Source organism: Escherichia sp. SCLE84 (assembly GCF_012584495.1).
GTDB lineage: Bacteria > Pseudomonadota > Gammaproteobacteria > Enterobacterales > Enterobacteriaceae > ECMA0423.
In genome coordinates, this window is record NZ_CP051430.1 from 2,523,373 (window position 1) to 2,536,551 (window position 13,179).

The window sequence follows — 13,179 nt, forward strand, 5'->3', positions numbered from 1 at the left end:
GGAGAGAGCATGAACCCGATTGCAGTTACCCTACTCACCGGTTTTTTAGGCGCGGGCAAAACCACCCTGCTGCGCCATATTCTTAATGAACAACACGGCTACAAGATTGCCGTGATTGAAAACGAATTCGGCGAAGTCTCCGTTGATGATCAATTGATTGGTGATCGCGCAACGCAGATCAAAACGCTGACCAACGGCTGCATCTGCTGTTCGCGCTCCAACGAGCTGGAGGACGCGCTACTCGACCTGCTGGATAATCTCGACAAGGGCAATATTCAGTTCGATCGTCTGGTCATTGAATGCACCGGCATGGCCGATCCTGGCCCGATTATTCAAACCTTTTTCTCCCATGAGATTTTATGCCAGCGCTACCTGCTGGACGGCGTGATTGCGCTGGTGGATGCGGTACATGCCGATGAGCAGATGAACCAGTTCACCATCGCCCAGTCCCAGGTGGGCTACGCCGACCGTATTCTGCTGACTAAAACCGACGTCGCAGGCGAAGCAGAAAAACTGCGTGAACGTCTGGCACGCATCAACGCCCGTGCACCGGTCTACACCGTCACCCACGGCGACATCGACCTGGGTCTGCTGTTCAACACCAACGGTTTTATGCTGGAAGAAAACGTCGTCAGCACCAAACCGCGTTTCCATTTTATCGCGGACAAACAAAACGATATTTCGTCGATTGTGGTGGAACTGGATTACCCGGTAGATATCAGCGAAGTTTCCCGGGTGATGGAAAACCTGCTGCTGGAATCGGCGGATAAACTGCTGCGTTACAAAGGGATGCTGTGGATTGACGGCGAACCTAACCGCCTGCTGTTCCAGGGCGTCCAGCGCCTCTACAGCGCCGACTGGGACAGGCCATGGGGCGATGAAACACCGCATAGCACGATGGTGTTTATCGGGATTCAGTTGCCGGAGGATGAGATTCGGGCGGCGTTTGCGGGACTCAAAAAGTAACCAGCCCTCCAACATCACAATACCTGAGACTTTATCACCCTCATATTCCTCCAGAATATGAGGGCTTTCGGGCTTAATTATCTCTGAACGTGCAACACTTCCTGCGACTCCTTATGCGCCTCCACATCCTGCTTCGTTAACCAGAGCGACTTACGGCCAAAATTTTCGTACATTTTCAGCTGATCTTCATAGTGCTTATCAACTGTTCCATCGGGAGCAATAAACCCACTCTGACCGGGTGCGACCACATCCCAGGCAAGCACAGGACGATCGCTTGTCGTTGGTGAGAAAACAATCATATCGTTTTCTGTTCCACGGTTTTGATACTCCGCCTGATGACGCGTTTCTTCCGCTGCGGCCTGCGGTACACCAAAGAAATTATTTGCCCGGAACGTTAAGGCCATTGCAGGTGTTTTCCAGTTACTCACATTATTGCCATAGCGTTTGGAAAGAGTCTCCCAGGTATCTTCCAGCGCAGCCAACACAACCTCCTGCTGTGGTTTCCCAGCAAACAGATCAACCGCCTGTGGGATTGGTGATTTGTCTCCCTGCACCGCCTCATACAAAATTTTTGCTCCAACACTTATATTCAGCGAACCAGTTGGGCCGTCCTGGGTTGTTTCGTAGCCACTGGCGCTGTACCACTTATCAAATGGCATAGGTACGGCAGCCACTACGGTACGCTTCAACATACTGGTCAGCCAAACGTTCAGGATGGCAGAGCCTGGCTGCTGCCAGGTTTTACCATCATCATTAAGCAAATTGATGCCATCCCAACGTGTTAATGTTTCTACCAACTGACGACGCGGATCGCTCTGTGTCAAACCAGATGTCGCTGCTTGCAGAGTAGGTAAAAAAAGCCTCAGGTTAAGATCCTGACGACTGGTTTGGCGAATAACATCCCATGCCTGATCAGCAGTTAAGCGTGGCTTTTGCTCAAGCAGTCGGTCGATCTCCGTAACGCGATCTGCACCACCCCACAAAAAGGCAAACAGATCTGAAGCGGGATAATCTTTTTGGGGAGAATTGTTCCAGTTAGCAATATATCCCGACTGGGGGTTATACACCTTAGGGTTCATTTCAAAAGGCAATAGCCCTTTCCAGTCCCATTTTCCCGTACCAGGAACGGGTAATCGCGGATCATGGCCTGATTGACGATCTGGATAAGCACCAGTATGAACATAACCAATATTGCCGTTTACATCAGCATAGTACCAGTTGATGGTCAGTGCTTGTTTCGCTGCCTGCTGTGTCCACTCCTGCCAATTTTTGGCCTTCATCTGATGAGTCCAGGCCAGCAAAGACGCCACCTCTTTACCATCCCATGCGCGGGATTTAGCGTAAGCCGTTTGTGTCGTCTGGTCAGTTTGGAGAATGTTGCCATGCACCGTACGCCAGACAGTAAAGGTCTCTGCCTGACCATTTTTCACCGTAATGGTTTCCTCACGGCTTAACATTTTCACCCACTTACCATTATGCAAGTAGTAGCCTGGTTTCTCTGCCGACAGCCGTTCAGCAAAAATATCGACATCATCGCCGAAACCTGCCGTTGATCCCCAGGAAATCACACCATTATGACCAAAAACCAGCCCAGGATAGGCAAATGGTGTATTGCCAGTGACATCATAACCAGCACCGTGCAGACCAATACCATAAGTATACGCAGGCGCATACCAGCCAAACTGCGGACCATTTACCATGATTGCTTTCGCATCCTGGGCTTTGCTTTTGCCGATCACCCACATATTGCTGGTCGTTGGATACCCCGCCAGACCATTGGCACCACCCTGTGCAAATTGTGCAGCAATAGTTTCCCGGTTCTTCCCTGCTGTTAACGCCAGCAGTGCGCCATCCGCCCCTTTTGCTGGTCGGTCAAGCATTGGTGCAGGTAAATCGTAGCGTGGCAACAGAGCTGCTGTTTGCGAGTTTTGCTGATTAAATTTAAGTGGGTAGTTACTCTCTTGTACGGCAATAGTGGTTGGCGCTGATGGGTTTACCAGCCATTTCAACTGATTAAATACCGCCATGCCTTGTGATACACCATATTTATCTTTTAAAGCCGTTAGCAGTGCCAGATTATCAATTTCGCTAGTGCTATCAGAGAAGCGGTTTGCCATGGTGCCCACAAATATCATCGCGACATCAAACGGTTCCCAGCGCTTAGGAGTAAAGCCAAATGTATTAAACTGTTTTGGTAAGAGCGTCTCTGGATTGGTATTTACCTTATCAATCCAGGCATTCATTCCATCAGCGTAGCCTTGCAGAATGGACATATCCTCTGGGGAAAGGGCAGCAATTTGCGCCCGGATAGCATCCGGCCAGTAGTTACGACGGATATCTTTATCAAATTTCACAAAATCTTTGCCAAGCACTTCCGCGACAGTCCCTTGAGTACTGCGACGTGCCATTTCCATCTGAAAAAGGCGATCTTGTGCTACTACATAGCCATAGCCATAAAATAGGTGCCATGTATCATTGGCATAAATATGCGGCATGCCGTATTCATCGCGAACAATCTTTATCTCACTTGACGACTGCTCAGCCAGTGCAGGTAAGCTCCAATAATACATCAGGGAAGCAGTAACACAGTTCACGATCATACGATTTCTATTTTTCATTGTATCCTCTGGCAGGTGTATAATTAGCGAATTGATACTAGCAACGAAGCTTCGGTTATCTATTTGCAGAGAATTATTTCATTATGAACTGTGAGCGCGATAACTAATTTTTGATACAAAAATTTCATTAATGTGATCTAAAACGAATCGCTTTATTCACCGCTGATGATTTTGTTCTATTCCTTTTTGTGACAGATCCCCCGGACGCATAGATGATGACCCCCAGAGAGACAGCTCAGGTCATTATCTGTATGTAAATCAGAAAAATATGTTGTAAACGACTTTTATGGTTGGATTTTGTAGCAATTTTGAATGCAGACAGGCAGCATTTGCCAACACGCCGCCCATAGTTCACTCCACATCCTCCCTGCGTAACCCAATATCCCTCAACCGTTCATCACTCATCTGCTGTAACACTCGTCGGGTCTGCATTTGCCGCCGCCAACGCCTCACCGCATGCCAGAGTTGCACAAGTCTGATAAACGGCGTTTTGGCTTTGTTTTCGTGAAATTCCATCTGCTGCCTCCTCATCTTTCAGAGGCTTCATCATCCGCCTTCTGGCAGTTCACAATACAGATGCAAATATTAGTTTTATTTAACATACAGACAGGTTAAAACAGCATCTGCATCCGGTTTTTTAGCCTCATCTGTACCGGTTTTTCTTTCTGTATGGGCCAAATAAGGAATACAGCATGACGCGTTATCAACATCTGGCGACTCTACTTGCCGAGCGGATTGAGCAAGGGCTGTATCGTCACGGGGAGAAATTGCCGTCGGTGCGCAGCTTAAGTCAGGAGCACGGCGTCAGCATCAGCACCGTGCAACAGGCGTATCAGACGCTGGAAACGATGAGGCTCATCACTCCGCAGCCGCGTTCGGGTTATTTTGTCGCACAACGTAAAGCCCAGCCGCCTGTACCGCCGATGACGCGTCCGGTGCAGCGCCCGGTGGAAATTACCCAGTGGGATCAGGTGCTGGATATGCTGGAGGCGCATAGCGACAATTCCATTGTTCCGTTAAGCAAAAGCACGCCGGATGTCGAAACGCCCAGCCTGAAACCGCTGTGGCGTGAGCTAAGCCGGGTGGTGCAGCATAATCTGCAAACCGTTCTCGGTTATGACTTGTTAGCCGGTCAGCGAGTGTTGCGGGAGCAGATTGCCCGCCTGATGCTCGACAGCGGCTCGGTGGTCACCGCCGATGACATCATCATCACCAGCGGCTGCCATAACTCGATGTCGCTGGCGTTAATGGCGGTGTGTAAACCGGGCGATATTGTCGCGGTCGAATCTCCCTGTTATTACGGTTCGATGCAGATGCTGCGAGGCATGGGCGTGAAAGTGATTGAAATCCCAACCGATCCAGAAACTGGCATCAGCGTTGAAGCACTGGAACTGGCGCTGGAACAGTGGCCGATTAAAGGCATCATTCTGGTGCCAAACTGTAATAATCCGCTGGGATTTATTATGCCGGACGCACGCAAACGGGCCGTTCTCTCTCTCGCTCAGCGTCATGATATTGTGATTTTTGAAGATGATGTCTACGGCGAACTGGCAACGGAGTATCCGCGCCCGCGGACCATCCATTCATGGGATATCGACGGGCGAGTGTTGTTGTGCAGCTCGTTCAGTAAAAGTATTGCTCCAGGCCTGCGCGTGGGTTGGGTCGCACCGGGGCGTTATCACGATAAACTGATGCATATGAAATACGCCATCAGCAGCTTTAATGTGCCGTCCACGCAAATGGCGGCGGCAACGTTTGTGCTGGAAGGTCACTATCATCGCCATATCCGGCGGATGCGGCAGAGCTATCAGCGCAATTTGGCGCTTTATACCTGCTGGATACGGGAATATTTTCCCTGCGAAATCTGTATTACGCGCCCGAAAGGCGGATTTTTACTGTGGATAGAATTGCCTGAACAGGTCGATATGGTCTGCGTTGCGCGGCAGCTGTGCCGCATGAATATCCAGGTGGCAGCAGGCTCGATTTTCTCGGCTTCCGGCAAATACCGTAATTGTCTACGCATCAACTGCGCTTTGCCGCTCAGCGAAACCTATCGCGAAGCACTAAAGCAAATTGGCGAGGCCGTGTATCGGGCAATGGAATAAATTCGAATTAGTGGCGAAGCACCTGATTTCCTCTCACGAATCGCCTGTAACTCGTTGTATCTTTGCAGGGTCATCGCCACGTTCCAGCATGGCTTAGGCAAAGTGTGCTTCGTTCATACCGGATGCGGCGTGAACGCCTTATCCGGCCTACAAACCGCGCAAATTCAATAGATTGCAGAGGAAATGTAGGTCTGATAAGCGTAGCGCATCAGGCAGCTTTGCGTTTGTCATCCGTCTCTGATTAGTATTCGATCCATGGATCGCGCTTGATTTCAGGCAAGGGCTGCTCTAATGCCTGCATTTGCTCTGTCGAAAGTCCGGTAATCTTTTGTATCCATTCAGGATCTGCCCCATTCTGCAACAACAATCTAAGGAGGCGTTGTTCCCCTTCTTCTTTCCCCTTTTCCATCCCCAACAGCCATCCATCATTATAAATTCGCTCTGCAATCGTCATTATTCGCTCCCTGTGTTGTGGCATTCGACGGGTAAGTTCGCTGATAAACTTCTTAAAACGCGCTTCATCGCCAGTCAGTAAAATGTAATTTAACAGCGCAGTTATCTGGCTGTCATTAGCACACTCTGTAACCAGTAATATTACCAGTTGATCGATAAGCCCCATCAGATCGCGCTGGCGAATATGCTTTTGGATCAACTCCAACAGGGCGACTCTGCGGTGCTGCACAATCTCGTCGTCTGGCACGACAGTGACATCCACCAGCGGGAACGCTGCGGTATAAAGCTTCCGTGCGGTGGTCGGGTCAGCAAATTCGTCCAGCCAGCACAGGGACCAGGGATAAGGACTACGGCTACCGTGATAAAACAGCATCGGGATGACCAGCGGTAGCGGCCGGCGTTTATCATGCTCGATATGGCGCTGCATCACCGCCATGGAATATCGCATCAGGCGAAAGGCCATATGGATATCCTCGCGGCTCTGATGTTCAATCACTACGTAAATATAACCATCACCTTCACGGGTCTTTACCGACCACAGAATATCGGAGTGTAGCGCCCGCAATTTTTCATCGACGAAGCTGGCGGATTCCAGTTTTAAGCTGTCGAGATCGCACAGTTCACGTAAATCTTTGGGTAAGTGGATCTCCATAAAATCCCGCGCGGTGTCAGGGTGCGTGAGAAAGGATTTAAATAATGCGTCATGCGGCGTGCTGGTTGTGAAGTTTGTCATGGCGATCCGTCACCTGTAGATAAGATGGCCCGACTGTAGCGACTAACAAAACCATTCTCACCCGGCAATTTCTCGTTCCCCGAGGCGCTTTCCAGGCTATTTGTGTTCCTCTGCAAACGATACATTTTTCCGGAAACAGGCTCGCGTTTTACATTTCCTGTACCCGGCAGATATTCCCCTTTCCACCGCGCTCTTTTGATTAACCGCAAATTTTAATTACACTTAAGGTGTATATTTTCTATGCAACCCATCAATTAAAGAGGTGTAATGTGCTGATGACTATTTGTAATCGTTATACATTCTGACCTGGAGTCAGAAGGTATTTCTCTGTCTGTGTGTTCACAGGCAGTGTGGTTGATTACATGAAATTCAGTACATTTGTCCTTCTCGCCTGCCTTTCGTCATTACCGACGGTATTGAATTTCGTTTTCCCCGTTGGGGTTCTCCGGACAAGGAGTTGTTTGTTATGCCACGTTTTTTTGCCCGCCATGCCGCTACGCTGTTTTTCCCGATGGCGTTGATTTTGTATGACTTTGCCGCCTATCTTTCGACGGATCTGATCCAGCCGGGGATCATTAATGTGGTCCGTGATTTTAATGCCGATGTCAGTCTGGCTCCGGCTGCCGTCAGTCTCTATCTCGCGGGGGGTATGGCGTTACAGTGGCTGCTGGGGCCGCTTTCCGACAGGATTGGCCGCAGGCCGGTGCTGATTACCGGGGCGCTAATATTTACCCTTGCCTGCGCTGCGACAATGTTCACAACGTCTATGACACAGTTTCTTATCGCGCGTGCAATTCAGGGCACCAGTATCTGTTTTATTGCTACCGTTGGTTATGTCACGGTGCAGGAGGCGTTCGGACAGACAAAAGGGATTAAGTTGATGGCGATTATCACCTCCATCGTACTGATTGCGCCGATTATTGGCCCGCTTTCCGGCGCAGCTCTGATGCACTTTGTGCACTGGAAAGTCCTTTTTGCCATCATTGCGGTTATGGGGTTTATCTCATTTGTTGGCTTACTGCTGGCGATGCCAGAGACGGTGAAGCGCGGCGCGGTTCCATTTAGCGCCAAAAGCGTCTTGCGCGATTTTCGTAATGTCTTTTGCAACCGGCTGTTCCTCTTTGGCGCAGCAACCATCTCTTTAAGCTATATCCCGATGATGAGTTGGGTGGCTGTCTCGCCGGTGATCCTGATTGACGCAGGCGGCTTAACAACTTCGCAGTTCGCCTGGACACAGGTTCCGGTGTTCGGCGCGGTGATTGTCGCGAATGCCATCGTGGCGCGTTTCGTTAAAGATCCGACCGAACCGCGCTTTATCTGGCGTGCTGTACCCATTCAACTGGTCGGCCTCGCGCTGTTGATTATCGGCAATCTGCTGTCACCGCACGTCTGGCTGTGGTCGGTGCTGGGCACCAGTTTGTATGCTTTCGGGATTGGTTTGATCTTCCCGACCTTATTCCGCTTTACGCTTTTTTCCAATAACTTACCGAAAGGAACCGTCTCCGCATCGCTGAATATGGTGATCCTGATGGTGATGTCTGTCTCGGTCGAAATCGGCCGCTGGCTGTGGTTTAACGGCGGTCGCTTGCCGTTTCATCTGTTAGCCGTCGTGGCGGGCGTTATCGTCGTTTTCACCCTGGCAGGATTGCTCAATCGCGTGCGCCAACATCAGGCTGCCGAGCTGGCGGAGGAGCGGTGATTTTTGCGCGATCCTGCCGTCAGGCTCTATTCTTAACGTTATGAATAAACTCATTGAACTCAGACGCGCCAAAATGTTGGCGCTCTCTTTACTGCTTATCGCCGCTGCTACCTTTGTCGTTACGCTGTTTTTGCCGCCCAATTTTTGGGTGAGCGGCGTGAAGGCGATTGCTGAAGCGGCGATGGTCGGCGCGCTGGCGGACTGGTTTGCGGTGGTGGCGCTGTTTCGCCGCGTGCCGATTCCGATCATTTCTCGTCATACGGCGATTATCCCGCGTAATAAAGACCGGATTGGCGAAAATCTCGGCCAGTTCGTGCAGGAAAAATTTCTCGATACCCAGTCGCTGGTGGCATTGATTCGACGTCACGAACCGGCGTTGTTGATTGGCAACTGGTTTAGTCAGCCAGAAAACGCCCGCCGCGTTGGTCAGCATCTGTTGCAGATCATGAGCGGTTTTCTTGAACTGACCGATGATGCGCGTATTCAGCGCCTGCTTAAGCGCGCGGTCCATCGGGCGATTGATAAGGTAGATCTTTCCGGCACCAGTGCGTTGATGCTGGAGAGTATGACCAAAAACGATCGTCATCAGGTGCTGCTGGATACGCTGATCGCACAGTTGATCGCCCTTCTCCAGCGCGATAAATCGCGCAAGTTAATCGCCCAGCAAATTGTTCGCTGGCTGGAGAGCGAGCATCCACTAAAAGCCAAAATTCTCCCCACCGAATGGCTGGGCGAACATAGCGCGGAGTTGGTTTCTGACGCGGTGAATTCTTTGCTTGATGATATCAGCCGCGATCGTGCGCATCAGATCCGCCATGCGTTTGATCGCGCCACTTTTGCCCTGATCGACAAGTTGAAAAACGATCCTGAAATGGCAGCGCGAGCTGATGCCGTAAAAAGCTATCTGAAAGAAGATGAAGCTTTTAACCGCTATCTCAGTGAATTGTGGGGGGATTTACGGGAATGGCTGAAAGCGGATATCAACAGTGAAGATTCTCGTGTGAAAGAACGTATCGCGCGGGCGGGTCAATGGTTTGGCGAAACGTTAATTGCCGATGATGCCTTGCGGGCGTCGTTAAATGGTCATCTGGAACAAGCCGCGCACCGCGTCGCGCCTGAGTTTTCCGCATTCCTGACGCGCCATATCAGCGATACGGTAAAAAGCTGGGATGCGCGGGATATGTCGCGGCAAATAGAGTTAAATATCGGCAAAGATCTGCAGTTTATCCGTGTCAACGGTACGCTGGTTGGCGGTTGTATTGGGCTAATTTTATATTTGTTGTCGCAGCTCCCGGCCTTGTTCCCCCTCGGCAATTTTTAGAAATCCATGAAAAACTAAGTAGCTAACCGCGAGAGAGATCAAATAAACCACACTAAAAGAATGGTAATAATGTGGCCTCTTTTCATTATCTCCCGTGGTACGGGGAAGGAAAATCATGTCACTTGTCACCGATCTACCCGCCATTTTCGATCAGTTCTCTGAAGCTCGCCAGAAAGGCTTTCTCACCGTCATGGATCTCAAGGAGCGCGGCATTCCGCTGGTTGGCACTTACTGCACCTTTATGCCGCAAGAGATCCCGATGGCAGCCGGTGCGGTTGTGGTTTCGCTCTGTTCCACCTCTGATGAAACCATTGAAGAAGCGGAGAAAGATCTGCCGCGCAACCTCTGCCCGCTGATTAAAAGCAGCTACGGCTTCGGCAAAACCGATAAATGCCCCTACTTCTACTTTTCTGATCTGGTGGTCGGTGAAACCACCTGCGACGGCAAAAAGAAAATGTATGAATACATGGCGGAGTTTAAGCCCGTTCATGTGATGCAGCTGCCGAACAGCGTTAAGGACGATACCTCGCGTGCGTTATGGAAAGCCGAGATGCTGCGCTTGCAAAAAACGGTAGAAGAACGTTTTGGGCACGAGATTAGCGAAGATGCTCTGCGCGATGCCATTGCTCTGAAAAACCGCGAACGTCGCGCACTGGCTAATTTTTATCATCTTGGGCAGTTAAATCCTCCGGCGCTTAGCGGCAGCGACATTCTGAAAGTGGTTTACGGCGCAACATTCCGGTTCGATAAAGAGGCGTTGATCAATGAACTGGACGCGATGACAGCCCGCGTTCGTCAGCAGTGGGAAGAAGGCCAGCGACTGGACCCGCGTCCACGCATTTTAATCACCGGCTGCCCGATTGGCGGCGCAGCAGAAAAAGTGGTGCGCGCGATTGAAGAGAATGGCGGCTGGGTTGTCGGTTATGAAAACTGCACCGGGGCGAAAGCGACCGAGCAATGCGTGGCAGAAACGGGCGATGTCTACGACGCACTGGCGGATAAATATCTGGCGATTGGCTGCTCCTGTGTTTCGCCGAACGATCAGCGCCTGCAAATGCTCAGCCAGATGGTGGAAGAATATCAGGTCGATGGCGTAGTTGATGTGATTTTGCAGGCGTGCCATACCTACGCGGTGGAATCGCTGGCGATTAAACGTCATGTGCGTCAGCAGCACAACATTCCTTATATCGCTATTGAAACAGACTACTCCACCTCAGATGTCGGGCAGCTCAGTACCCGTGTCGCGGCCTTTATTGAGATGCTGTAAGGAGTGGCAGTGACATATTCGATTGGCATTGATTCTGGTTCTACCGCCACCAAAGGGATCTTACTGGCAGACGGCGTGATTACGCGCCGTTTCCTCGTTCCAACACCCTTTCGTCCGGCAACAGCAATTACTGAAGCCTGGGAAACTCTGCGCGAAGGGTTAGAGACAACGCCGTTTCTGACGCTCACCGGCTATGGACGGCAACTGGTGGATTTTGCCGATAAACAAGTGACGGAAATCTCCTGTCATGGGCTGGGCGCACGGTTTCTTGCGCCAGCAACGCGCGCGGTAATCGACATCGGTGGTCAGGACAGCAAAGTGATTCAGCTTGATGATGACGGTAACCTGTGCGATTTCCTGATGAATGACAAATGCGCGGCGGGCACCGGGCGTTTCCTGGAGGTGATCTCGCGCACGCTTGGCACCAGCGTCGAGCAACTCGACAGCATTACCGAAAATGTCACGCCGCACGCCATCACGAGTATGTGCACAGTGTTTGCCGAATCAGAAGTGATCAGCCTGCGCTCAGCGGGCGTCGCGCCAGAAGCGATTCTCGCCGGAGTGATTAACGCGATGGCGCGGAGGAGTGCCAATTTCATTGCTCGTCTCTCCTGTGAAGCGCCGATTCTGTTTACTGGTGGCGTTAGTCATTGCCAGACGTTTGCCCGGATGCTGGAATCTCATCTGGGAATGCCGGTAAATACCCATCCTGATGCGCAATTTGCTGGCGCAATTGGCGCGGCGGTAATTGGTCAACGAGTGAGGACACGCCGATGAAAGAGTTTTTATTTTTATTTCACTCCACAGTCGGCGTCATACAAACCCGCAAAGCGTTGCAGGCAGCGGGCATGACTTTTCGCGTCAGCGATATTCCCCGTGATTTACGCGGCGGCTGCGGGTTATGCATTTGGCTGACCTGTCCCCCCGGCGAGGAAATACAATGGGTGATCCCTGGGCTGACTGAGTCAATTTATTGTCAGCAGGATGGTGTCTGGCGCTGCATTGCACATTACCGGGTTTCTCCGCGTTAAGGATTCATTAAGGTCGCTACGTATACTTCTCGATATCTTATTGATTTGCCTTAAAGGGATTACCGTGACAAAAAGTATTTCGTTAAGTAAACGCATCTCCGTTATTGTGATTCTTTTTGCCATTGTGGCAGTGTGTACTTTCTTCGTGCAATCTTGCGCCCGTAAAAGCAATCATGCAGCATCATTTCAGAATTACCACGCCACCATTGACGGCAAAGAAATTGCAGGCATAACGAATAATATCTCTTCGCTGACCTGGTCGGCACAAAGCAATACTCTTTTTAGCACTATCAACAAACCTGCCGCCATTGTTGAAATGACCACCAATGGTGATTTTATCCGCACAATTCCTCTGGATTTTGTTAAGGATCTCGAGACAATCGAATACATTGGCGATAATCAGTTTGTCATTAGCGATGAGCGCGATTACGCCATTTATGTGATTTCACTGACCCCAAACTCGGAAGTAAAAATCCTCAAAAAAATAAAAATCCCGCTGCAAGACTCCCCAACCAATTGCGGTTTTGAAGGGTTGGCTTATTCTCGCCAGGATCACACTTTCTGGTTTTTTAAAGAGAAAAATCCGATTGAGGTCTACAAAGTTAACGGGCTGTTAAGTAGCAATGAATTACACATCAGCAAAGACGAGGCACTACAACGGCAATTTACTTTAGATGATGTGTCCGGCGCAGAATTTAACCAGCAAAAAAATACGCTTCTGGTGCTGTCTCATGAATCTCGCGCACTCCAGGAAGTAACCCTGGTTGGCGAGGTTATCGGTGAAATATCACTAACCAAAGGTAGTCGAGGTTTGTCGCATAACATCAAACAGGCCGAAGGGATTGCGATGGATGCCTCTGGTAATATTTATATCGTTAGCGAACCAAATCGTTTTTATCGCTTTACCCCTAAATCATCGCATTAACAGGCTGGCATATTTCACCTTTTTGTTATTAACTTGTTAACAACAAAAATGACATACAAGG

Annotated in this window: 11 protein-coding genes; 8 read left to right on the forward strand and 3 right to left on the reverse strand. The window is 50.3% G+C overall.

Annotated features, from left to right (window positions below):
* Nucleotides 1–9: 9 nt before the first annotated feature.
* Nucleotides 10–966, forward strand: a complete 957-nt coding sequence (yjiA, locus tag HGD79_RS12375; RefSeq protein ID WP_001298945.1) for a GTPase — start codon at nucleotides 10–12, stop codon at nucleotides 964–966.
* Between the two features lie 77 nt (nucleotides 967–1,043).
* Here the strand turns inward: yjiA and HGD79_RS12380 are convergent, their stop codons facing one another.
* Together HGD79_RS12380 and HGD79_RS12385 are read right to left on the reverse strand one after the other, a co-directional pair.
* Nucleotides 1,044–3,584, reverse strand: coding sequence for a penicillin G acylase (locus HGD79_RS12380; protein ID WP_000797400.1), 2,541 nt, complete (start codon nucleotides 3,582–3,584; stop codon nucleotides 1,044–1,046).
* 351 nt (nucleotides 3,585–3,935) lie between these two features.
* Nucleotides 3,936–4,100, reverse strand: coding sequence for a DUF1127 domain-containing protein (locus HGD79_RS12385; protein WP_000394270.1), 165 nt, complete (start codon nucleotides 4,098–4,100; stop codon nucleotides 3,936–3,938).
* Between the two features lie 176 nt (nucleotides 4,101–4,276).
* Between HGD79_RS12385 and HGD79_RS12390 the strand changes: the two genes are divergently transcribed.
* Nucleotides 4,277–5,689, forward strand: a complete 1,413-nt coding sequence (locus HGD79_RS12390; protein ID WP_000199339.1) for a PLP-dependent aminotransferase family protein — start codon at nucleotides 4,277–4,279, stop codon at nucleotides 5,687–5,689.
* Nucleotides 5,690–5,930: 241 nt separating this feature from the next.
* On the opposite strand, the gene HGD79_RS12395 is transcribed toward HGD79_RS12390, so the two are convergent.
* Nucleotides 5,931–6,875 carry an Rpn family recombination-promoting nuclease/putative transposase gene (locus tag HGD79_RS12395; protein ID WP_000181170.1) on the reverse strand — a complete coding sequence of 315 codons (945 nt, stop codon included), beginning with the start codon at nucleotides 6,873–6,875 and terminating at the stop codon, nucleotides 5,931–5,933.
* Between the two features lie 466 nt (nucleotides 6,876–7,341).
* Between HGD79_RS12395 and mdtM the strand changes: the two genes are divergently transcribed.
* The 6 genes from mdtM (at nucleotide 7,342) to HGD79_RS12430 (ending at nucleotide 13,118) form a co-directional block, all read left to right on the forward strand.
* On the forward strand, nucleotides 7,342–8,574 hold the full coding sequence (gene mdtM / locus HGD79_RS12405; protein WP_001137015.1) for a multidrug efflux MFS transporter MdtM: 1,233 nt from the start codon (nucleotides 7,342–7,344) through the stop codon (nucleotides 8,572–8,574).
* Nucleotides 8,575–8,614: 40 nt separating this feature from the next.
* Entirely contained in the window at nucleotides 8,615–9,895 is a 1,281-nt protein-coding gene (locus HGD79_RS12410; protein ID WP_001037395.1) for a DUF445 domain-containing protein, read from the forward strand.
* A gap of 115 nt (nucleotides 9,896–10,010) precedes the next feature.
* Nucleotides 10,011–11,162, forward strand: a complete 1,152-nt coding sequence (locus HGD79_RS12415) for a double-cubane-cluster-containing anaerobic reductase (protein ID WP_001348031.1) — start codon at nucleotides 10,011–10,013, stop codon at nucleotides 11,160–11,162.
* Nucleotides 11,163–11,171: 9 nt separating this feature from the next.
* A complete protein-coding gene (yjiL, locus tag HGD79_RS12420) occupies nucleotides 11,172–11,939 on the forward strand; it encodes a putative 2-hydroxyacyl-CoA dehydratase activator YjiL (RefSeq protein ID WP_000222495.1) in 768 nt (255 codons plus the stop codon).
* Entirely contained in the window at nucleotides 11,936–12,193 is a 258-nt protein-coding gene (locus HGD79_RS12425; protein ID WP_000657676.1) for a DUF3343 domain-containing protein, read from the forward strand. The genes yjiL and HGD79_RS12425 overlap by 4 nt, the downstream gene beginning before the upstream one ends.
* A 64-nt stretch (nucleotides 12,194–12,257) precedes the next feature.
* Nucleotides 12,258–13,118, forward strand: coding sequence for a YjiK family protein (locus HGD79_RS12430; protein ID WP_001298932.1), 861 nt, complete (start codon nucleotides 12,258–12,260; stop codon nucleotides 13,116–13,118).
* Nucleotides 13,119–13,179 lie beyond the last annotated feature (61 nt).